General features: G+C 73.1%; 19 protein-coding genes. 12 read left to right on the top strand and 7 right to left on the bottom strand.

The features are described 5' to 3' along the window. The first annotated feature begins 24 nt into the window (after nucleotides 1–24). Together ACFOY6_RS15785 and ACFOY6_RS15780 are read left to right on the top strand one after the other, a co-directional pair. Nucleotides 25–861: an SDR family NAD(P)-dependent oxidoreductase gene (locus tag ACFOY6_RS15785; RefSeq protein WP_109517040.1), complete on the top strand. Its 837-nt coding sequence runs from the start codon at nucleotides 25–27 to the stop codon at nucleotides 859–861. Beyond that, on the top strand, nucleotides 858–1,832 hold the full coding sequence (locus ACFOY6_RS15780; RefSeq protein ID WP_379651633.1) for a tripartite tricarboxylate transporter substrate binding protein: 975 nt from the start codon (nucleotides 858–860) through the stop codon (nucleotides 1,830–1,832). The genes ACFOY6_RS15785 and ACFOY6_RS15780 overlap by 4 nt, the downstream gene beginning before the upstream one ends. Nucleotides 1,833–1,855: 23 nt before the next feature. Here the strand turns inward: ACFOY6_RS15780 and ACFOY6_RS15775 are convergent, their stop codons facing one another. Continuing rightward, nucleotides 1,856–3,439: an AMP-binding protein gene (locus tag ACFOY6_RS15775; RefSeq protein ID WP_379651632.1), complete on the bottom strand. Its 1,584-nt coding sequence runs from the start codon at nucleotides 3,437–3,439 to the stop codon at nucleotides 1,856–1,858. Continuing rightward, on the bottom strand, nucleotides 3,436–4,428 hold the full coding sequence (locus tag ACFOY6_RS15770) for a Bug family tripartite tricarboxylate transporter substrate binding protein (RefSeq protein ID WP_379651631.1): 993 nt from the start codon (nucleotides 4,426–4,428) through the stop codon (nucleotides 3,436–3,438). The genes ACFOY6_RS15775 and ACFOY6_RS15770 overlap by 4 nt, the downstream gene beginning before the upstream one ends. A gap of 195 nt (nucleotides 4,429–4,623) precedes the next feature. Between ACFOY6_RS15770 and ACFOY6_RS15765 the strand changes: the two genes are divergently transcribed. The 4 genes from ACFOY6_RS15765 to ACFOY6_RS15750 are packed head-to-tail and all read left to right on the top strand — an operon-like array spanning nucleotide 4,624 to nucleotide 8,441. Beyond that, the gene (locus tag ACFOY6_RS15765; RefSeq protein ID WP_379651630.1) at nucleotides 4,624–6,168 is read left to right on the top strand and encodes an AMP-binding protein; all 1,545 of its coding nucleotides are present in this window, start codon (nucleotides 4,624–4,626) and stop codon (nucleotides 6,166–6,168) included. A gap of 22 nt (nucleotides 6,169–6,190) precedes the next feature. Then, entirely contained in the window at nucleotides 6,191–6,625 is a 435-nt protein-coding gene (locus tag ACFOY6_RS15760) for a Zn-ribbon domain-containing OB-fold protein (RefSeq protein ID WP_109517045.1), read from the top strand. Further along, nucleotides 6,622–7,773: an acetyl-CoA acetyltransferase gene (locus ACFOY6_RS15755; protein ID WP_379651629.1), complete on the top strand. Its 1,152-nt coding sequence runs from the start codon at nucleotides 6,622–6,624 to the stop codon at nucleotides 7,771–7,773. Before ACFOY6_RS15760 ends, ACFOY6_RS15755 begins: the two co-directional genes overlap by 4 nt. After that, complete coding sequence (locus ACFOY6_RS15750; protein WP_379651628.1) at nucleotides 7,770–8,441, top strand: nitroreductase; 672 nt, start codon at nucleotides 7,770–7,772, stop codon at nucleotides 8,439–8,441. Before ACFOY6_RS15755 ends, ACFOY6_RS15750 begins: the two co-directional genes overlap by 4 nt. Before the next feature lie 4 nt (nucleotides 8,442–8,445). Here ACFOY6_RS15750 and ACFOY6_RS15745 read toward each other — a convergent pair whose 3' ends face one another. The 4 genes from ACFOY6_RS15745 to ACFOY6_RS15730 form a co-directional block, all read right to left on the bottom strand. Then, nucleotides 8,446–9,696, bottom strand: coding sequence for an MFS transporter (locus ACFOY6_RS15745; protein WP_379651627.1), 1,251 nt, complete (start codon nucleotides 9,694–9,696; stop codon nucleotides 8,446–8,448). A gap of 52 nt (nucleotides 9,697–9,748) precedes the next feature. Beyond that, complete coding sequence (locus ACFOY6_RS15740) at nucleotides 9,749–10,288, bottom strand: DUF421 domain-containing protein (protein ID WP_109517049.1); 540 nt, start codon at nucleotides 10,286–10,288, stop codon at nucleotides 9,749–9,751. A 74-nt stretch (nucleotides 10,289–10,362) separates the two neighbouring features. Continuing rightward, nucleotides 10,363–11,451, bottom strand: coding sequence for a PRC-barrel domain-containing protein (locus ACFOY6_RS15735; RefSeq protein WP_379651626.1), 1,089 nt, complete (start codon nucleotides 11,449–11,451; stop codon nucleotides 10,363–10,365). Between the two features lie 166 nt (nucleotides 11,452–11,617). Then, nucleotides 11,618–12,568, bottom strand: a complete 951-nt coding sequence (locus ACFOY6_RS15730) for an IclR family transcriptional regulator (RefSeq protein WP_379637223.1) — start codon at nucleotides 12,566–12,568, stop codon at nucleotides 11,618–11,620. A gap of 180 nt (nucleotides 12,569–12,748) precedes the next feature. Between ACFOY6_RS15730 and ACFOY6_RS15725 the strand changes: the two genes are divergently transcribed. The 3 genes from ACFOY6_RS15725 (at nucleotide 12,749) to ACFOY6_RS15715 (ending at nucleotide 15,887) form a co-directional block, all read left to right on the top strand. Beyond that, nucleotides 12,749–13,690 (top strand): NAD(P)H-dependent flavin oxidoreductase, encoded by a 942-nt coding sequence (locus ACFOY6_RS15725; RefSeq protein WP_109517052.1) that lies wholly within the window; start codon nucleotides 12,749–12,751, stop codon nucleotides 13,688–13,690. Between the two features lie 74 nt (nucleotides 13,691–13,764). Continuing rightward, nucleotides 13,765–14,745, top strand: coding sequence for a tripartite tricarboxylate transporter substrate binding protein (locus ACFOY6_RS15720; RefSeq protein ID WP_379651625.1), 981 nt, complete (start codon nucleotides 13,765–13,767; stop codon nucleotides 14,743–14,745). Next, nucleotides 14,742–15,887, top strand: a complete 1,146-nt coding sequence (locus tag ACFOY6_RS15715; RefSeq protein WP_379651624.1) for a CaiB/BaiF CoA transferase family protein — start codon at nucleotides 14,742–14,744, stop codon at nucleotides 15,885–15,887. The genes ACFOY6_RS15720 and ACFOY6_RS15715 overlap by 4 nt, the downstream gene beginning before the upstream one ends. On the opposite strand, the gene ACFOY6_RS15710 is transcribed toward ACFOY6_RS15715, so the two are convergent. Further along, nucleotides 15,862–16,785 carry a LysR family transcriptional regulator gene (locus ACFOY6_RS15710; protein WP_379651623.1) on the bottom strand — a complete coding sequence of 308 codons (924 nt, stop codon included), beginning with the start codon at nucleotides 16,783–16,785 and terminating at the stop codon, nucleotides 15,862–15,864. The genes ACFOY6_RS15715 and ACFOY6_RS15710 overlap by 26 nt on opposite strands. A gap of 140 nt (nucleotides 16,786–16,925) precedes the next feature. On the opposite strand from ACFOY6_RS15710, the gene ACFOY6_RS15705 reads away from it, so the two are divergent. The 3 genes from ACFOY6_RS15705 to ACFOY6_RS15695 are packed head-to-tail and all read left to right on the top strand — an operon-like array spanning nucleotide 16,926 to nucleotide 20,894. After that, the gene (locus ACFOY6_RS15705) at nucleotides 16,926–18,779 is read left to right on the top strand and encodes a CocE/NonD family hydrolase (RefSeq protein ID WP_379637213.1); all 1,854 of its coding nucleotides are present in this window, start codon (nucleotides 16,926–16,928) and stop codon (nucleotides 18,777–18,779) included. Beyond that, complete coding sequence (locus ACFOY6_RS15700) at nucleotides 18,766–20,382, top strand: ABC transporter substrate-binding protein (RefSeq protein WP_379651622.1); 1,617 nt, start codon at nucleotides 18,766–18,768, stop codon at nucleotides 20,380–20,382. The genes ACFOY6_RS15705 and ACFOY6_RS15700 overlap by 14 nt, the downstream gene beginning before the upstream one ends. After that, complete coding sequence (locus ACFOY6_RS15695; RefSeq protein ID WP_379651621.1) at nucleotides 20,379–20,894, top strand: GAF domain-containing protein; 516 nt, start codon at nucleotides 20,379–20,381, stop codon at nucleotides 20,892–20,894. Before ACFOY6_RS15700 ends, ACFOY6_RS15695 begins: the two co-directional genes overlap by 4 nt. Nucleotides 20,895–20,928: the final 34 nt, after the last annotated feature.

Genomic DNA, 20,928 nt, shown 5'->3' with positions numbered 1-20,928 from the left:
AAACCCACAGGGAACATGGAAACGATGACGGCTGCGACAGGCAAGCTGGCTGGCAAGGTGGCGCTGGTGACGGGCTCGGGGCGGGGCATCGGGCGCGAGATCGCGCTCAAGCTGGCCTCGGAGGGGGCAAGGCTGGTCATCAACGACCTCGATGCCGGGCCGGCGGAGGAGGCTCTGGCCGCCATCCGCGCCGCGGGCGGCGAGGCCGTGGCCTGCAACGGCAGCGTCACGGAGGCGGATTTCGGCGAGCGCATCGTCAAGGCCGCGCTGGATGCCTTCGGCGGCATCGACATCATCGTCAACAATGCCGGCTACACCTGGGACAACGTCATCCAGAAGATGACGGACGAGCAGTGGTACGCCATCATCGACGTGCACATGACGGCGCCCTTCCGCATCCTGCGCGCCGCCGCCCCCTTCATCCGGGAGGCCGCCAAGCGCGAGGCGGAGGCGGGGCAGGAGAGGTTCCGCAAGGTGGTGAACATCTCCTCCACCTCCGGCGTCTACGGCAATGCGGGCCAGGCCAACTACTCCGCCGCCAAGGCGGGTGTCGCCGGCATGACGCGGGCGCTGGCCAAGGAGTGGGGGCGCTACAAGGTCAACGTCAACGCCGTGGCCTTCGGGCTGATCATGACGCGGCTGACCGAGGCGGCGGCGGGCGAAGGCGCCTCCATCGACATCGAGGGCCGCGCGATCAAGGTGGGCGTCAACCCGCAGGTGCTGAAGAACGCCGAGGCGCTGATCCCGCTCGGGCGCGGCGGCACGCCGGCCGAGGCGGCGGGGGCGGTCTACCTGCTCTGCATCCCCGAATCCAACTATGTCAGCGGGCAGACGCTGGTGGTGGGGGGCGGGCGGCCATGAGCGCACCGCTTGGCCGGCGCGCGGCGCTGGCCCTGGCGGGGGGTGCCGCCCTGGCGCTGCCGGAGGCGCTGCGCGCCGCGCTGCCCGAGCGGCCCATCCGCCTGGTGGTGCCCTGGCTGCCCGGCGGCACGGCGGACAGCCATTTCCGCCTGCTGGCCGAGCTCGCCTCGCAGCGCCTCGGCCGCACCGTGCTGGTGGAGAACAAGCCCGGCGCCAGCGGCACGCTGGGCGGCCAGATGATGGCCAACGAGGCGCAGGGCGACGGCACGCTGATCGGCCAGATCCCGGTCACCCTGTTCCGCTACCCCGCCATGACGAAGCGCCCGACCTTCGACCCGTTGAAGGATTTCACCTACATCATCCATCTCACCGGCTACCTGTTCGGCGTGGTGTCGAGGCCGGACGCGCCGTGGCGGGACTGGGCCGGGCTGATCGACCACGCGAGGCGCAACCCGGGCCGCGTCACCTATGGCACGCCCGGCGTCGGCAGCTCGCTGCACATCACCATGGAGCGGATCGGCGAGCTGGCGGGGGTGCAGTGGGTGCATGTGCCCTTCCGCGGCGGGCCGGACAACATCCAGGCCGCGCTCTCCGGCCAGACGCATCTGGCGGCCGATTCCAGCAGCTGGGCGCCGCTGGTGCTGGAGGGGCGGATGCGGCTGCTCTGCACCTGGGGCGCGGAGCGGGCGAAGCGCTTCCCCGAGACGCCGACGCTGCGCGACCTCGGCCTCGACATCGTCTCGGACTCGCCCTACGGCATCGGCGGACCGCGCGGCATCCCGGCCGCGACGGTGCGCGTGCTGCACGACGCCTTCAAGGACGCCCTGCACGACCCGCGCTCCGTCACCGCGCTGGAGCGCTTCGACATGGCGCTGCGCTACATGGACAGCGAGACCTACGCCGCCTTCGCCCGCCGCCTCTATGCGGAGGAGAGCGCGACGGTGAGGCGGCTCGGCCTGCAGATCGACTGAGCGCAGGAGGAGGAGGGCGCGCCTCAGTGCACCTGGCGCGTCCCCTCCTGCCAGAAGCCCGCGCGCAGCGCCTTCTTGTCGATCTTGCCGATCGGCGTGGTGGGCAGAGCGTCCACCAGCACCACCGTCTTCGGCGCCTGCACGGCGCCCTTCAGCGCCCGCACATGCGCGGCCAGCGCCGCTTCCTCCGGCCGCCGCCCCTGGCGCGGCACGACGAAGGCCTGCACCCGCTCCCCCCAGCGCGCATCCGGCACGCCGATCACCGCCGCCGCCGCCACATCCGGGTGGGTGGCCAGCGCATCCTCCACCTCGCGCGGATAGACGTTGAAGCCGCCGGAGATGATCATGTCCTTCCGCCGGTCGACGATGTGCAGGTAGCCCTCCTCGTCCTCGCGGGCGATGTCGCCGGTGTGCAGCCAGCCATGGCGCAGCGCCTCCGCCGTCTCCTCGGGGCGCTTCCAGTAGCCGCGCATCACCAGCCGGCCGCGCACGCAGATCTCGCCCGGCGTGCCGCGCTCCACCGGCGTGCCGTCCTCGGCCAGCAGCTTCACCGCCACCCCCGCCATGGGCTGGCCGCAGGCGGAGAGCCGCTCCGGCCGCGCCGGGTCGTGCTCCGCGCGGCGCAGCAGGCAGACGGTGTTGGGCGCCTCCGTCTGGCCGTAGAGCTGCATGAAGACGGGGCCGATGCGCTCCATCGCCTCCAGCAGCGTGGCGGGGGCGATGGGGGCGGCGCCGTAGATGAAGGTCTCGAGCATCCGTGTGCGGGCGCGGGAGAGGCGCGGCTCGGCCAGCAGGGCGCGGATCATGGTCGGCACGCCGAAGGCGCAGTTGATGCCCTCCGCCTCGATGCAGCGCAGATAGGCCTCTGGCTCGAAGCCGCCCAGAACATGCACGGTACCGCCGCGCAGCAGGGCGGGCACCACCAGCGAGCCGGCGGCGTGGCTCAGCGGCGTCGCCAGCAGCATGCGCGGCACGGCGGGCCAGTCATACTCGGCCAGCATCATCGTGGCGCATTGCACCAGGGCGCGGTGCGGCAGCATCACCCCCTTGGGCTGGCCCGTGGTGCCGCCGGTGTAGCTGATCTGGCCAAGACCCTCCTCATCGCCGATCGGGTCGAAGGGCGCGTCGGACTCCGCCCCGGCGGCGGCGAGCAGATCCCGGGCGCCGCCGCCGCCCAGCGAGAGCACCAGGCCGCAGCCGGACGCTTCCGCCGCCGCATGGGCGCGCCCCGCCTCGGCAGGGTCGTGCACCAGCAGGCGGATCTCGGCGTCGCGCAGGATGTGGGCGAGGTCGGCGGGGCCGGACAGCCGGTTCAGCGCCGTGTAGCGGCAGCCGATGAGCTGCGCCGCGGTGCGCAGCATGAACACCTCCGGCCGGTTGGCCATCAGCGCCGAGACGCCCTCGCCCGGGCGCAGGCCGAAGCCCTGCAGCGCCCGAGCCAGGGCATGGATGCCCGCCGCCACATGCCGGCGGGACCAGACCTGCCCCTCCTGCACGAAGGCCGGCCGCTCCGGGTTGCGCCGCAGCCCGAGCAGCGCGAGATGGCCCATGGTGATGCCGGCCTGTGCCGTGCCCTGTGCCGTACCTTGGGCCGTGGGGCCGCTCATTCGGGCTGGATCCCGGCGGCCTGGATGAGGCGCCGGTTCAGCGCGGCCTCGCGGGTCAGCCGGTCCATCAGCGCCTCGGGGCCCGGGGTGGCGGGCACCAGGCCGAGCCGGTCCAGGCGCGCGCGGGCCTCGGGCGCGGCGAAGGCCTCCGTCGCCGCGCGCTCCAGCTTCGCCAGGATGGCGGGCGGCGTGCCGGCCGGCGCCGAGAGGGTGAACCAGCCGCTGCTGACGAAATCCTTCTGGCCCAGCTCCGCCAGCGTCGGCACCGCCGGCAGGGCGGGGCTGCGCGCGGTGGAGGGGATGGCCAGCGCCCGCAGCCGCCCGCTTTCCACATGCGGCCGCGCCGGCGCGAAGGTGGAGAACATCAGGTCCGTGCGGCCGGCGATGGTGTCGGTCAGCGCGGGGGGCGAGCCGTTGTAGGGCACGTGCAGCAGCTCGGTGCCGGTGCGCGCCATCAGGTCCACCATCATCAGGTGGGCGGTGGTGCCGACGCCCCAGGTGGCGAAGGAGAGCTGCCCCGGCCGCTGCCGCGCCGCCGCCAGCAGCGCCTCCAGGCTCTCCCAGCGCGGGTTCGCCACGAGCAGGAACTGCGTGTCCGAGATCATGGTGATGTGCGCGAAATCCTTCACCGCGTCATAGCCCGGGTCGCGCAGCGCGTAGGGGGCGGTGGTGAAGGTGACCACGGTGCCCATCAGCAACGTGTTGCCGTCCGGCTTCGCCCGCGCCACGTGCCGCGCGGCCAGCGTGGTGGAGGCGCCGGGCTTGTGCTCCATGACGAAGGTGCCGCCGAGCCGCGCGGAGAGCCCCTGCGTCAGCACCTGGGCCAGCACGTCCGGCGCGCCGCCGGGGGCGTAGGGCAGGGCGATGCTGACCGGCTGGCTGCCCGGATAGGGCGTGTCCGCCGCCGCGCCGCGCGGCAGGGCTGGCGCCGCCAGCACGCCCCCGAGCCCGGCCAGGGCCGCCCGCCTGGACAAAGCGTGATGCCGCATCCGTCTTCCTCCCATGCTCCGGTTCGTGCCGGGCTTGTCGGCGCCCAGCCTGCGGCAGGGATCGGATGCGAGTCAATTCCGCTGTGCGAGCCGGAAAAACCATGGAGCGGGACATTGACGCATTGCAGCGGAATGCCGCAGGCTCCCCCGCGACCGGCGACGCAGAGCGCCGGCATGAGGAGAAGGGTCCGAGCCATGGCGCATCTGGCACGCTGGGCGCAGCTTCAGCCCGACAAGGTGGCGGCGCATTTCCCCGATGACGGGACGGCGCTGACCTTCGCGGCGCTGGATGCGCGGGCCAACCGCCTGGCGCAGTGGCTGATCGGCCTCGGGCTGCGGCCGGGGGACGGCATCTCGCTGCTGCTGGAGAACGGCCCGGCGCTGCTGGAGCTGGCCCATGCCGCGCGCCGTGCCGGGCTCTACTACACGCCGCTGAGCACGCATCTGCGCGTGCCCGAGATCGCCTACATGCTGGCCGACAGCGATGCGCGGCTGCTGATCGTCAGCCCCGCCCTGGCCGGGCTGGCGGCGGAGGTGGCGGAGGATGCGGCGCTCGCCGCGCTGCCGCGCTGCGCCACGGGGGAGGGGCTGCCCGGCTACCGCTCGGTGGAGGCGGAGCTGGCTTCCTACCCCATGCCCGCGCCGCTGCCGGAACGCCCGGTGGGGCGGGATTTCCTTTATTCGTCCGGCACCACGGGGCTGCCCAAGGGCATCCGGCGCGACCTGCTGCCGCCCGAAAAGCGCGGCGCGCCGGACTGGTCGCCCGGCTGGGTGGCGACCTACGGCATCGGCCAGGACAGCGTCTATCTCTCGCCCGCGCCGCTCTACCACGCCGCGCCGCACCGCTACGTGATGCGCACGCTCGACCGCGGCGGCACCGTGGTGGTGATGCGGAAGTTCGACGCCGCCCGCAGCCTGGCGCTGATCGAGCGCCATCGTGTGACGCACAGCCAGTGGGTGCCCACCATGTTCACCCGCCTGCTGGCGCTGCCCGAGGCGGAGCGGAGGGCGCACGACCTGTCCAGCCACCGCGTCGCCATCCATGCCGCCGCGCCCTGCCCGCGCGCGGTGAAGCAGGCGATGATCGACTGGTGGGGGCCGATCCTCGTCGAATACTACGCCGGCTCGGAATCCATCGGCGGCACGGTGATCGACAGCCATGACTGGCTGCGCCGCCCCGGCTCGGTGGGCCGGGCGCTGGAATGCCGGCTGCACATCCTGGGGCCGGAGGGGGAGGAGCTGCCGCCCGGCGAGGTCGGCGGCATCTGGTTCTCGGGAGGGGCCACCTTCCGCTACCACAACGCGCCCGAGAAGACCGCCGCCGCCTTCGACAGCCAGGGCCGCGCCACCTATGGCGATCTCGGCCATGTCGATGAGGAAGGCTTCCTCTATCTCAGCGACCGGCGGGCCGACCTGATCCTGTCGGGCGGCGTGAACGTCTATCCGTGGGAGATCGAGCAGGTTCTGCTGCGCCACCCGGCCGTGGCCGAGGCCGCCGTGATCGGCGTGCCGGACGCGGATTTCGGCGAGGTGGCGCGCGCCGTGGTGCGCGCCGCCGTGCCCGTCACGCCGACGCTGGAGGAGGCGCTGGTGGCGCATTGCCGCGCCCATCTGGCGGGGCCGAAGGTGCCGCGGCGCATCGATTTCGCCGAGGAACTGCCGCGCAGCGAGACCGGCAAGCTGCTGCGCCGCGTGCTGAAGGAGCGCTACCGCGACGGCGCCGCGCTCTCCGTTGCCTGAGAACACCCACAAGGAGACTGGCATGGCCCTGCCCGCCGGGCGACCGCGCCCCGAGCCCACGCCCGAGACGCAACATTTCTGGGATGGCACCAAGGCCGGCGAGCTGCGCCTGCAACGCTGCCAGGCCTGCGAGAAGGCCTACTTTCCGCCGCGCCCCTTCTGCCCCGGCTGCGGCGCGCGGGAAGTCTCGGTCTTCGCCGCCAGCGGACGTGCCACGCTGCACAGCTACGTCATCCATCACCGCAAGGTGCCGGGCTTCGAGCCGCCCTATGCCATCGCCGTGGTGGAGCTGGAGGAGGGGCCGCGCATGATGACCAACATCGTCGATTGCCCGCAGACGCCCGAGGCGCTGCAACTGGACATGAAGCTGGAAGTGGCCTTCACGCCGATGGATGACGAGATCACCCTGCCGCTGTTCCGGCCGGCGCAAGGAACACCGGCGGGAGAGCGGGCATGAGCATCGCTCCTGGTTCGATCGCGATCGTCGGCGCCGCCGAGAGCACGCGCATCGGCAGCGTGCCGGAGATGTCGCAGATCATGCTGCACGCCGACGCGGCGCTGAACGCCCTGGCCGATGCCGGGCTGAAGCCCTCCGACATCGACGGCGTGGCCTGCACCGGCGCGATGATGACGCAGCAGGTGGCGCACTACCTCGGCATCACGCCGAAATGGGTGGACGGCACCAGCGTCGGCGGCTGCTCCTTCATGCTGCATGTGCGCCACGCCGCCGCCGCCATCCATGCCGGCTACTGCAACACCGTGCTGATCACGCATGGGGAGAGCGGCAAGTCCCGCATCAACGCCACGCCCCGCCCGCCGGAGCCGCAGAGCCTGAACGGGCAGTTCGAGGCGCCCTACGGCCCCTTCGGCCCGCCGACGCTCTTCCCCATCCCCGTGCTGCGCTACATGAAGACCTATGGCGTGACGCATGAGCAGCTCGCCATGGTGGCCGTGGTGCAGCGGGAATGGGCGTCGCGCAACCCGCGCGCCGCGCAGCGCGACCCGATCACGGTCGAGGACGTGCTGGGCAGCCGGATGATCGCCTATCCGTTCCGGCTGCTGCAATGCTGCCTGGTGACGGATGGCGGCGGCGCCCTCATCCTCACCCGCGCCGACCGCGCGAAGGACTTCCCGCAGCGGCCCGCCTACATCCTCGGCTCGGGCGAAAGCGTGGAGACCAACATGATCAGCCAGATGGAGGATTTCACCAGCTCGCGCGCCTTCCGCGTTGCCGGCCCCGAGGCGTTCCGCAGCGCGGGCATCACGCATGCGGATGTCGACCACCTGATGATCTACGACGCCTTCGCCCATCTGCCGCTCTACGGGCTGGAGGATCTGGGCTTCGTCGGCCGCGGCGAGGCGGGGGCCTTCATCGAGGCGCGCCACACCGCGCCGGGCGGCAAGCTGCCGATGAACACCAATGGCGGCGGCCTCTCCTACACCCACACCGGCATGTACGGCATGTTCGCGCTGCAGGAGAGCGTGCGCCAGGTGCGCGGTACCGCGCCGGCGCAGGTGGAGGGCGTGAACATCTCGGTCTGCCATGGGGTCGGCGGCATGTTCTCGGCCAGCGGCACCATCGTGCTGGGGCGGGAGCGGCCATGACGCCCGCGGAGGCGCTGGCCTCCCGCCGCAGCGTGCGGGGCTTCCTGCCCCGCCCGGTGCCGCGCGAGACGGTAGAGCGCATCCTGACGCTTGCCGCGCGCGCGCCGAGCGGCAGCAACATCCAGCCCTGGAAGCTGCATGTGCTGGCGGGCGCCACCCTCGCCCGCGTCACCGCCGCGCTGCGCGCCGCGCACGAGGCGGAGGAGCCGAGCCGGCGGGACTATGAATACTACCCGACGAAGTGGCGCTCCCCCTATGTGGAGCGCCGCCGTCAGCTCGGCTGGCAGCTCTACGGCCTGACCGGCGTGCAGAAAGGCGACCGCGCCGCCGGCAAGCGGCAGGAGGGGCGCAACTACGACTTCTTCGGCGCGCCGGTGGGCCTCGTCTTCACCATCGACGACGATCTGGAGAAGGGGAGCTGGCTGGATTACGGCATGTTCCTGCAATCCATCATGGTGGCGGCGCGGGGGGAGGGGCTGGACACCTGCCCGCAGGCCGCCATCGCCAACTACCCCGACATCCTGCGGCGCGAGCTGGGCATCCCGGCGAGCGAGGTTGTGCTCTGCGGCATGGCGCTGGGCTGGGCGGACCCGGAGGAGCCGGCCAACCGCCTCGCCTCGGAGCGCGAGAAGCTGGCCGCCTTCACCACCTTCCACGACCCCGGCTGAGGCTTCAGCCGGTGGCCCGCGCCAGGCGCCCGCCCGTGGCGTTGTGGCGCGTGGCCAGCCACAGCAGCCAGCCGATGACGGTGATGTTCAGCAGGTTCCAGGCCAGCCCGTGCACGAAGGCGGCGTGGTAACCGCCGCTCCAGTCGAAGATGCGGCCCGCCAGCCAGCCGCCCAGCGCCATGCCGAGCAGCGTCGCCATCAGCGTCTTGCCGACGCGCTCGCCCGCCTCGGCGGCGGGGAAGTGCTCGCGCACCACGATGGCGTAGCTCGGCACCAGCCCGCCCTGGAACAGGCCGAACAGCGCCGAGATGACGTAGAGCGAGAGCAGCCCGTCGAACAGCGCGTAGAGCACCAGCGCCACCCCCTGCAGCACCGAGCCCAGCAGCAGCGTGCGCAGGCCGCCGATGCGGTCCGCCACCCAGCCGGAGACGACCCTGCTGACGATGCCGCAGGCCAGCATCAGCGCCAGCATCTGCGTGCCCCGCGCCACGCCGTAGCCGAGGTCGCCGCAATAGGCGACGATATGCACCTGCGGCGTGGCCATGGCGACGCAGCAGGCGATGCCCGCCACCCAAAGCGACAGCTGCAACGCCGCCGGCGAGAGCGGCAGCGTGCCGCCGGTGGGCCGGGCCACCGGCATGGCCGCGGGCGGGGGCGCCGTGCCGGCAGCGGGGCGCACCGCCGGCCGCCGCAGCGTCCAGGCCAGCGGCACCAGCACCACGATGCAGGTGAGGCCGATGGCCAGATGCGCCGCGCGCCAGCCCTGCGCCGCCATCATCTGCTGCATCACCGGCGGCCAGAAGGCGCCGGCCAGGTAGTTGCCGGCGGCGCAGACGGCGATGGCGGTGGCCCGGTGCCGCCGGAACCAGTGCGAGACCTCCGCCATCAGCGGCCCGAAGCCGATCGAGCTGGCGGCGCCGATCAGCAGCCCCTGCGCGAGTGCGAACTGCCAGAGGTTCTGCGCCGCCGCCGCGCCGGCATAGCCCAGCCCGAGCGCGATTCCGGCCACCGCCAGCGGCCGCGCCAGGCCGAACCGGTCCACGGCGCGGCCGAAGGCCACGCCGCCAAGCGCGAAGCCCACCATGGTGAGAGTGTAGGGAAGAGAGGCGGCGGCGCGGGAGATGCCGAATTCGGCCTCCACCGCCGGCAGCGCCACCACCACCGACCACATACCGACGCCGCCCACCGTGGCCGCCAGCGTGGCCAGCGCCAGCCGCAGCCAGGAGAGGCGGGAATCCGCCGTGATGTGAACCATTCGCTTCTCGCCCCGCATTGCCCCCGCAGCCTCGGGGCGGGGCGGGCCAGCGTCAATCCCGGCTTGCCTTCCCCGGCAGCATGCCGGCCAGGCTGGAGGCGGCGCCATCCCCTTCCTCCCCGGGCGGGCGGCTGCCCAGCACGCTCAGCGTGCCATCGGTCTCCAGCACCACGGCCAGGGCCTGCTCCGGGCCCGGCACGCCCGCGGCGCGCAGGGCGGAGAGCACCTCGTCGCGCGTCACGCGCTGGGCGCGCAGGGCGGCATCGAGGAAGCGGCCCTTGTGCAGCAGGAGGCTCGGCTCGGATTTCACCAGCGCATCGAAGCGGGTGGAGCGCACCGAGAGCCAGGCCACGGCATATTGCAGCCCGGCCAGCAATGCGAAGGCGAGCACCCCCTCGGCCAGGGCCACTGAGTTGTTGAGCAGCACGGTGGCCAGGGTGGAGCCGAGCGCCACGGTGACGATCAGGTCGAAGGCGTTGAGCTTGGCCAGGGTCCGCTTGCCGGAGAGGCGCAGCAGGAACACCAGCGCGGCATAGGCCAGGGTGCCCACCACCAGCACCCGCAGCAGCCCGAACCAGGACTCGAAGAACATGCACGGCCTTTCATGAGGAAGGGCGGAGGGATGGCACCCTCCGCCCCGGCATTAACTTTCGGCTCGCGGCGGGCTCAGCCGCCCCGGCTCTGCTGCCAGAACCTGTCGATCTCCTGGCGCCGCTGCTGGCCCGCCCCGCCATCGGCGAAGCTGTCCGGATCGACGGACGGCGCCTTCTCCAGCTGCGCCTCGCTCATCGGCAGCACGAAGGAATCCATCTGCGGCGTGGCGCGCAGCCGTGCCCAGGGCACCGCCACATAGTCCTCCCCAAGGCCGAGGAAGCCACCGCGCGAGAGGATCACATAGCCGATCTCGCCCGTGCCGGGGTTGAGGACGACATCCTCGACGCTGCCCAGGCTCTCGTCCTGCGGGTTGCGGACATCGGTGCCGGTGATGGTATCGGCGCGGAAGTTCCGCCGCATCTCCGTCACGGGCTGGGCTGCGGCCAGCTGCTGTTGGCGGTAGGAGACCATCTGCCCAGGCTCGACGCCCGCCTCGCGGAGCTGGCCGGCATATTCGCCGTAGACGCTGCGCACCTGGCCCAGCACGGTCTGGCAGGCCTGCTCCTCGCCACGCTGCGCCAGCACGGCGGCGGCACGGTAGAGCGTGCCCAGCTCCTGCGCCGGCGGGGTGTTCCAGTTGAGGCCGCCCCAGGGGGCGGTGCCGCCGCTGGCCATGGCGGCGCGGTTGGCGCTGCCATCCGCCGCGCCTGCCGTGCCGCGCGCGGCCGGGCTGCCGGTGCCGGGGTTGGCGCCGCCGGCCGCCGGCATGCCGCCCTGGCGGGCCGCCTGCATGTCGGAGGGCGCGCCGCGCGAGCCATCCACCCGCAAGGCAGCCGTGTTGTTCCAGCCATAGCCCTGGCGATAGCCGGTCAGCCAGTAGCCTTCCTTCTCCACCCTGTCGCGGAAGGCGGTAAGGTCCTGCCGGCATTGCTGTGCCATCTGGCGGCCCTGCATCGCCTGGTCCTGGCCTGCCTTGCCCTGGACCGGCTTGCCCTGGACTGGGTTGCCCTGGCTCGTCTTGCCCTGGGCGCTCTGTCCCGACGAAGCCTGGCTCTGGCCGGTCTTCTCGCCAGCGGAGCTGGCGGGCTGGGCGCTGGCCAGCCAGGGGGCCAAGCAGGCCACCGCCAGAACGGAACCGGACAGCAGAGTTTTCGTGGCCATGTGCGTCTCCCTTGTGCGTGTCGCTGCACCCTCGGGTGCGGGGGAGGCGTCCGCGGTCGCGTCCACCTGAGCGGGAGACAACCGGGTGAGGCGTACCGGGTTCGGAAATTGGGGCCAAAAAAAGGCAGAAGCGCCCTATTTTGCCCAAATCAGGCCCAGCCGCTTCTCAGAAGCCCAGCAGCGGCGCCACCATGCGGGAGAGATGCGCGATGCGGGGGCCGAGCTCCTTTTCCAGCCGCGCCTGGTCCAGCATGTAGCCGGGCGCGCCGATGTTCATGGCCATGATGGTGGTGCCGTCCAGCGAGACCAGCGGCGCGCCGGCGGTGCGCACATCCGGCTGCCACTCGCCATCGACGATGCAGAAGCCGCGCGCCTGCACCTGGGCGATGCCGTCCAGCACGCGCGGCTTCAGCTCGGCCCAGGCGGCGCCATAGCGGCGGGCGAGGCGCTCCAGCAGGTAGTCCCGCTCCGTCTCGCCCAGCGCCGCCAGGAAGGCGCGGCCCAGCGCGCTGCGTGCCATCTCCACCCGGCTGCCGATGCCGAGCCGCAGCGTGGCCAGCGCGCTGGAGGCGGTGTTCTCCACATAGATCATCGAGAGCCGGTCGCGGCTGGCGAGGCCGACGGCGGTGCCGGTCTCCTGCGCCAGCTGCCGCATGTGGTCATGCGCCGCCTGCCGCACGCGCAGATTGGCCAGCACCGGATAGCCCAGCGCCAGCAGCGCCGGCGCCGGCTCGTAGCGCCCCTGCTTGTGCAGCACGCGCAGGTAGCCAAGCTCGGCCAGGGTATAGGTGAGGCGTGAGACGGTGGGCTTGGGCAGCCCGGTGAGCGCCGCGATCTCCCCCACGCCCAATGGGCCGCGCCCCGGCTCGAAGGCGCGCAGCACTTCCATGCCGCGCGCCAGCGCCCAGACGAAGCGGCGGTCGCTGGCATAGTCGGCGCTGACATCCTCCTGGTCATAGACCAGCCGCACGGCGGAACGGGAGGCGGCCAGGACGGCCGGCGCCTTGGCAGCGGGCGCCTTGGCAGCGGGCGCCTTGGTGGCGGGTGCCTCGGCAGAGGGCGCCCCGGCCGGGGCGGGGCTCCGCCGGGGGCGGCTGGCGGAAGGCTTGGGCGGCACGCGGGTCACTCCTCGGCTCGGGCGGCCGTTCTTCCATAGCACGGCCCTGCCTCTGCAACATGGCGTCAACGTTTCGCTTGGCAAGACGGATGCGTCGCCCTACGGTCCCCGGCAACGAAAACGCGGCGGCGGCTGGGGATCTGCGCGGTCCCGCCCCCGCCTTGCGGAGGAGACCGATCCATGCCCCTTCCCGCCGCCTTCGAGGGCCGCCTGGCCCTGCCGGCCGTGGCCGCGCCGATGTTCCTGGTCTCCGGCCCGGACATGGTGGTGGAGACCTGCCGCGCCGGCGTCGTCGGCACCTTCCCCTCGCTGAACCAGCGCAGCAACGAGGGATACGCCGCCTGGCTGGAGGAGATCGGGGAGCGGCTGGCGCAGGCGCCGGGTGCTGCGCCTTATGGCGTCAACCTCATCGTCCACCGCAGCAACAAGCGGCTGGAGGCGGATCTCCGGACCACCGTGGCGCACAAGGTGCCGCTGGTCATCACCTCGCTCGGCGCGGTGGCCGAGGTGGTGCGGGCGGTGCACGGCTATGGCGGGCTGGTGTTCCACGACGTCATCAACACCCGCCACGCCGAGAAGGCGATCGAGGCGGGGGTGGACGGGCTGATCGCCGTCTGCAACGGCGCCGGCGGCCATGCCGGCACGCTGAACCCCTTCGCCTTCCTGTCCGAGTTGCGCGGCATGTTCGACGGCACGCTGCTGCTGGGGGGTGCCATCAACACGGGGCGGCAGGTGGCGGCGGCGCGGCTGATGGGGGCGGACCTCGCCTATATCGGCACCCGCTTCGTGGCCACGCAGGAGAGCATGGCGCCGGCCGAGTACCGCCGCATGATCCTCGAGGCGCGGGCGAAGGACATCCTCTACACCGCCGCCATCAGCGGGGTGAAGGCGAACTTCCTGCGCGCCAGCATCGCCGCCGCCGGGCTGGACCCGGATGCGCTGGACGAGGCCACGCCGCTCAACGTCTCCGACCATGAGAGCCGGCCCTGGAAGAACATCTGGTCGGCCGGCCACGGTGTCGGCGGCATCGAGGACGTGCCCGGCGTCGCCGCCCTCTGCCAGCGCCTGGCCGCCGAGTACCGCGCCGTGGCCCCGGCCGGGTTCGCCATGGCCGCCGAGTAAAAGCCCCCGTCCCGGGCCGGACGGGGCCGCGCAAGAGCCCCGCCGCCCCTCCGCCGTTCCAGGGAGGAACATCCATGCCCATCGCTCCGCCCACCCTGCCGCGCCGTGCCCTGCCGGGCCTGGCGGCGGGGCTCGCCCTGCCGCGCCTGGCCCGCGCCGAGGCCGGCTTCCCGAGCCGCGCTGTCAGCATCCTGGTGCCCTTCACCGCCGGCGGCACCACCGATCAGCAGATGCGCGCCCTGGCCGAGGGCGCCGCGCGCCGGCTGGGGCAGCCGGTGATCATCGAGAACCGCCCGGGCGGCGGCGGCACGCTGGGCGTCGCCGCCACGGCCAAGGCACGGCCGGATGGCCATACCCTGGCGCAGATGATCACCCCCGCCATGCGGCTGGCCATGCTGCAGCCCATGTCCTACGACGTGCTGCGGGATTTCTCGCCGGTCATCCACCTCACCGGCTATTTCTTCGGCCTCGCCGTGCGCGCCGACGCGCCCTGGGAGAGCTGGCGGGACTTCGTCCGGGCGGCGCGGTCGAGGCCGGGGCAGCTCAGCGTCGGCAACAGCGGCGCCAATGGCACGCTGCATCTGGGCATGCTGGAGCTGGGGCTGCGCGAGGATGTGCAGTTCAACCACGTGCCTTTCCGCGGCGAGGCGGACACCATCCCGGCGCTGCTCGGCGGGCATGTCGATGCCGTGGCGAACAGCGCCGGCCTCGGCGAGCTGGTGGACAATGGCAAGGCACGCTGGCTGAACGTCTGGACCGCGCAGCGCTCCCGCCGCTGGCCGGATGTGCCGACGCTGGTGGAGCTGGGCTATGACGGCATGGTCATCACCTCGCCCTACGGGCTGGTGGGGCCGGCGGGGATGCAGCCGGCGGTGGTCGGCCGGCTGCACGACGCCTTCCGCGCGGCGATGGACGACCCTGCGCACCGCGCCGTGCTGCAGAAGGCGGACATGGTGGCGGAGTATCTGGGGCCGGACGAGTATGCCGCCGCCCTGCGCGCCCAGGTGGAGCGCGAGCGCGCCCTGCTGCGCCGCCTGAAGCTGCTCGCCGCGTGAGCGGGGCGGGTGAGGGGGGGCCGCTGGCCGGCCTCCGCGTGGTGGAGATGGCGGGCATCGGCCCCGCGCCGCTGGCGGCGATGCTGCTGGCCGGGCTCGGCGCCGAGGTGGTGCGGCTGGACCGCCCCGCCGCCCCCGGCCGCGCCATGCCGATGGCGGCGCGGCACGATGTGGTGGGGCGCGGCCGCCGCGCCGTGGCGCTGGACCTGAAATCCCCGGGCGGGGTGGCGCAGGCGCTGGAGCTCGCCGCCGCGGCCGATGTGCTGATCGAGGGCTTCCGCCCCGGCGTGATGGAGCGTCTGGGGCTGGGGCCGGCGCCCTGCCTCGCCCGCAACCCGCGCCTCGTCTACGGGCGGATGACGGGCTGGGGGCAGGAGGGGCCGCTGGCACAGAGCGCCGGGCACGACATCAACTATCTCGGCCTCACCGGCGTGCTGCACGCCATCGGCCGCGCGGGAGAGCGCCCGGTGCCGCCGCTCAACATGGTGGCGGACTATGGCGGCGGCACGATGATGCTGCTCTTCGGCCTGCTCGCGGCGTTGTGGGAGAGGGAGCGCTCGGGCCGTGGCCAAGTGGTCGATGCCGCGATGACCGACGGCGTGGCGGCGCTCTCCGCCTTCTTCCACGGGCTCCGCGCCGCCGGCCACTGGTCGCTGGAGCGCGGGGCCAACCTGCTCGATGGCGGCGCCCCCTTCTACGACACCTACGAGACGGCGGATGGCCGCTTCCTGGCGGTTGGCTGCCTGGAGCCCGCCTTCTTCGCCGAGATGGCGCGGCGCCTCGGGCTCGATGCGCGCTTCATCGCCGGCCAGCGCGACCGCGCCCTCTGGCCGGAGATGCGCGCCGAGATGGCCCGCCTCTTCCGCACCCGCGGCCGCGACGATTGGGAGGCCGCCTTCGCCGGCAGCGATGCCTGCGTGACGCCGGTGCTGGACTGGGACGAGGCGCCCGCGCACCCGCACAACGCGGCGCGCGGCAGCTTCATCGAGGCGGATGGCGTCGCCGCCCCGGCCCCGGCGCCGCGCTTCTCCCGCACCCCCGGCGCCCCCCCGGCGGAGACGGCGCCCGCCACGGTGGCCGATGTGCTGCGCGGCTGGGGCGCGGGGAGGGGCGGCCTCAGCCGCGGCGCAGCCGGCGCATGAGCTGCTCCGCCTGCCGCTGCGCCACCTCGGAGACCAGGCCAGCGAAGACCTGCGCCGTCTCCGAGCGGGCCTGCCAGGCCGGGTAGAACAGCCCGTAGGGCAGCGGCACGGCCGGCAGGAAGCGCCGCATGACGAGCTGCGGCGCGGCCGCCGAGAGCGCCACGAAGGGGTCGGCCAGCGCCAGGCCGAGGCCCTGCGCCGCCATCTGGCACACCACCACGCCATTGGCGGCCTCGAAGCGGTAGCGCGGCATCAGGCCCGCCTGCCGGCAATGCTGCTCCAGCCGCTGCCGCAGCAGCGAGCGCGCATGGGTGGCGATGAGGTCGTGCTCCACCAGGGCCGGCAACTCCACCTGCCGGCGCGCGGCGAGGGGGTGGTCGCGCCGCATCACCACCACCGCCTCCACCTCGCAGAGCGGCTCCACCCGCAGGCCGGGGTGCTGCAGGGGCGGCACCGTCACGCCCAGGTCGAAATGCTCCTGGCCCACCACCGCCTCGGCATCCAGCCGCACGCGGGTGTCGATGCTGGCGGTGAAGTCCGGCGCGCGGCGGGCCATCTCGGCCAGCGCCTCGCCGAGCAGGGCATTGGCCATCTGCGGCGCGGTGAGGATGCGCAGGTGGCTGTCCCGCTGCCCGCCGCGGATCTGCCCCGCGAGCTGCGCCAGCCCGTCATGCCCGGCCAGCACACGCTCCGCCTGCTGGTAGAAGCGCCGCCCCTCCGGCGTCAGGGAGAGGCGCTGCCGCTCCCGCGTGAACAGGGCGAAGCCGAGGGACTGCTCCAGCCCCGCCAGCAGCCGCCCCACCTGCGGCTGGGTGCGCCCGAGCCGCGCCGCCGCCTGGCTGACCGAGCCGCATTCGACGAAGGCCCGCAGCGCCTCCAGCGCGCTGATCTTGAGCATGCGGCCTCCTCGACCTGTGCGGAAAGCGCATGATCTGCACCGGATAATGCATTTGACGCAAGGACGGCCCTGGCCGAACCCTGACGGAATGATGACAGATGCCGCCCCCCGTACCGGCCGCCCAGGAGGCCCGAAGCGCCATGTCTGACCGCGACGAGAGCGGCACCGCCTGGCGCCTCGCCCCCGCGGACTACGCCGCCCGCCGCGAGGCGCCCTTCGCCCTGCCGGCGGCGCCCGCCTCCCGCTACCTGGCCATGCGCGACGGCTGCCGCATCGCCATCGATGTCTGGCGGCCGGAGGGGGCAGAGGGCCCCGTGCCCGCCATCCTGATCCTGACGCCCTATTACCGCCGCTTCCGGCTGCGCGAGGGCGGCAGCGGCGACGCCATCCCCAATGCCGGCAAGTTCGTCCGCCACTTGGTGCCGCGCGGCTACGCGGTGGTGGTGGTGGATGTGCGCGGCACCGGCGCCAGCTTCGGCACGCGCGACAGCTTCCGCTCCCCGCGCGAGCGCGAGGACAGCCGCGAGATCGCCGATTGGATCGTGGCGCAGCCCTGGTCTGACGGGCAGATCGGCGCCACGGGCATCTCCTACCCCGGCGCGGCCTCGGACTTCCTGGCCAGCACGGGGCACCCGGCGGTCAAGGCCATCGCGCCGCTCTTCGCCGTGTGGGACACCTACGCGGATAACTACTACCCCGGCGGCATCCTGCTGAAGCAGCTCGCCAAGAGCTATGACGACCTGATGGTCGCCATGGACCACGACCGGCGCGACCTGCTGCGCAACTACGTCTACTACGCCAACCCCGACCTCGCCGGCCCGCACCCGGTGGACGAGGACGCCGACGGCACGCTGCTGGCCGAGGCGTTGCGCGAGCATCTCGGCAATTTCCGCCAGCCGGACTTCATGGGCGAGTTCCGCTTCCGCGAGGAGCCGCTGCCCTACGACGCCTCCTTCAGCTCCGCCTCCTTCAGCCCCTATTCGGTGCGCGGCGGCATCCGGCCGGATGTGGCGGTGCTGGCCGTCTCCGGCTGGATGGATGGCGCGGGCTACGCCAACGGCGCCATCTCCCGCTACCTGACGCTGCGCGACAACCCGGTGCACCTTATCGTCGGCCCCTGGGACCATGGCGCGCGCTGCCATGTCTCGCCCTGGCGCCGGGCGCAGACGCCGGATTTCGACCTGCTCGGCGCCCTGCTGCGATTCTTTGACCACTACCTGCTGCGCCGGCCCACGGGGCTGGAGCAGGAGGCGCCCATCCACTACTTCGCGATTCATGCCGAGGCCTGGCGCAGCGCCGAGGCCTGGCCGCCCGTGCCGGAGACGCGGCGCCTCCATCTCGCGGAGGGGAACGCCCTGTCCGAGTCCACCGGCGCGGCGGGGGCCGACACCACCATGGCGGATTTCGCCTGGGGCAGCGGGCCGGGCACGCGCTACGAGCGCATCGCCGGCATCAACAGCACCACCTACCACGCCGACTGGCCGGAGCGGGAAGCCGCGCTGCCGGGCTGGACCTCGGCGCCGCTGCCGCAGGCGATGGAACTGGCCGGGCACGGCCTGGCCGATCTCTGGCTGGAGAGCAGCGAGCCGGATGCCGCGCTCTTCGTCTATCTCTCCGAGGTGGAGGCGGACGGCACGGTGCGCTACGTCACCGAGGGGCTGCTGCGCGCCCTGCACCGCAAGGAGAGCCCGGCGCCGGAGAACTACCGCACCACCTGGCCCTTCCGCAGCTTCCGGCGGGAGGATGCGGCGCCGCTGGTGCCGGGGCGGGCGGAGCGCATCCGCATTCCGCTGCTGCCCGTGGCCTGGGTGTTCCGGGCCGGCAGCCGCCTCCGCCTCTCCCTCTCCGGCGCCGATGCCGACCACGCGGTGCAGGTGCCGCATGGCCGCCCGCCGCGCCTGACCCTGCTGCGCGGCGGCGACCGCGCCTCCACCCTGGAGCTGCCGCTCCGCCCCTACACCGCTGCCCTGGAGTTGCCCCATGCGACGTCGTGACCTTATTGCCGCCGCAGGTGCCCTTGGCGGCGCCCTCGCCACCACCGGCTGGGGCGCGCTGGCGCCCCGCCCCGCGCACGCCCAGGGTCCCGCCCAGGGCACCGCCCTGCGCATCGGCCTCGGCGGCGCCTTCACCACCATCGATCCGCATTTCTACCACGCCGTGCCGAACCACACGGTCGCGATGCACATGTTCGAGCGGCTGATCAACCGCGCGCCGGATGGCCGGCTGATCCCCGGCCTCGCCACCGAATGGAAGCCGCTCTCGGACACGCTGTGGGAATTCAGGCTGCGCCCCGGCGTGAAGTTCCACGATGGCGGCGACTTCACGGCGGACGACGTGGTCTTCACCTTCGAGCGCGCCCGGGACGTGCCGAACAGCCCGGGCGGCTTCGGCGGCTTCCTGCGCGCGGTGGAGCGGGTGGAGGTGATCGACCCGCTGACCATCCGCCTGCACACCCCCGTGCCGGCGCCCGACCTCGGGCCGAACCTCACCTATGTCGGCATCGTCTCGCGCCGGGTGGGGGAGGGGGCCAGCACGGCCGACTACAATTCCGGCAAGGCGGCCATCGGCACCGGCCCCTACCGCTTCGCCGGCTACACGCCGGGCAACCGGGTGGAGCTGGCGCGCCATGATGCCTGGTGGGGCGGCCGCCCGGCCTGGGAGAGCGTCTCGCTGCGGCTGCTGAGCAACCCGGCCGGCCGCACCGCCGCGCTGCTCTCGGGCGATGTGGACCTGGTCGACACCCCCTCGGTCAGCGACCTGCCGCGGCTGCGCGAGGATGAACGCGTCTCGGTCAAGGCCATCCCCGGCATCCGGCTGATCTACCTGGTGCCGGACCTCTCGCGCGAGGGGGAGAGCCCCTTCGTCACCGACGCCCAGGGCACGCCCCTGCCGCGCAACCCCTTCCGCGACCGGCGGGTGCGCGAGGCGCTCTCCCTCGCCCTGCACCGCGAGGCGCTGGGCGACCGGGTGATGCTCGGCACCGGCACGCCCACCAACCAGTGGATGCCGCCCGGCGGCTATTCCTACGCCCCGAAGGTGGTGCCGCCGCAGCCCGACCCGGCCCGCGCCCGCCGCCTGCTGGCCGAGGCCGGCCTGCCGGAAGGATTCCGCCTGACCCTGCACACGCCGAACGACCGCTACCCCAACGATGCCCGCCTGGCCCAGGCCGTGGCGCAGATGTGGACGCGCATCGGCGTGCAGACCACGGTGGAGGCGATGCCCTGGAGCACCTATGCCGCGCGCGGCGGCCGGCAGGAATTCTCCATGGGGCTGTGGGGCTGGGGCAGCGCCACCTTCGAGGGCGGCTACATGCTGAGCCAGTGCTTCGCCACCAACAGCAAGGAGCGCAGCCTCGGCCTCTACAATTACGGCCGCTACAGCGACCCGGCGCTGGATGCCGCCATCGCCCGCGCCGTCTCCACCGTGGACGAGGCAGAGCGCGAGCGGCTGCTGGTCGCGGCCACGGAGCAGGCCATGGCCGAGACGCCCATCATCCCGCTGCTGATGCTGCAGAACCTCTGGGCGGTACGGCAGGGCATCGCCTTCCAGCCGCGCTCGGACGAGCGGACCCTGGCCATGGACGCCACCCCCGCATGACCGCCGCGCGCCCCGATCCCTGGCCCGCCCTGGCGCGCCTCGCCCTGGCCCAGGCCGAGCCGGGACAGCCCGCCGCCCTGTTCCAGGCGCTGGAGCAGGCGCTGGCCGAGGCGGTGGGCCACCGCCTCTGCACCATCCAGATCCACTATCCGGATGGCGAGGCGGAGCGCGTCTGGTCCAACCACCCGGAGCACTACCCGGTGGGCGGGCGCAAGCGCGCCTCCCAGGCGCCGCGGATGCGGGAGCTGATGGAGCATGGCCGCCCCATCCTGATCCGCGCGGCGGAGGAGCTGCGCCGCTCCTACCCCGACCATGCCGGCGCCTCGGCGCTGGGCTGCGGCAGCGCCATGAACACGCCGGTGCGCTGGCAGGGCCGCACCCTGGGGCAGGTGAACCTGATGCACGCCGAGGGCTGGTACACCGAGGCCGACCTGCCGCTGGTGCGCGCCTTCGCGCAGTTCGCCGTGCCTGCCTTCCTGCTTCTCGCCGCCGCCGGGGGAACCGCCGCATGACCACCCTGCCCACCCGCCGCGCCCTGCTCGGCGC

Source organism: Teichococcus aestuarii, from assembly GCF_042651065.1.
In the GTDB taxonomy this organism is placed as follows: domain Bacteria; phylum Pseudomonadota; class Alphaproteobacteria; order Acetobacterales; family Acetobacteraceae; genus Pseudoroseomonas; species Pseudoroseomonas aestuarii.
This window is presented reverse-complemented; position numbering and strand designations above follow the sequence as displayed.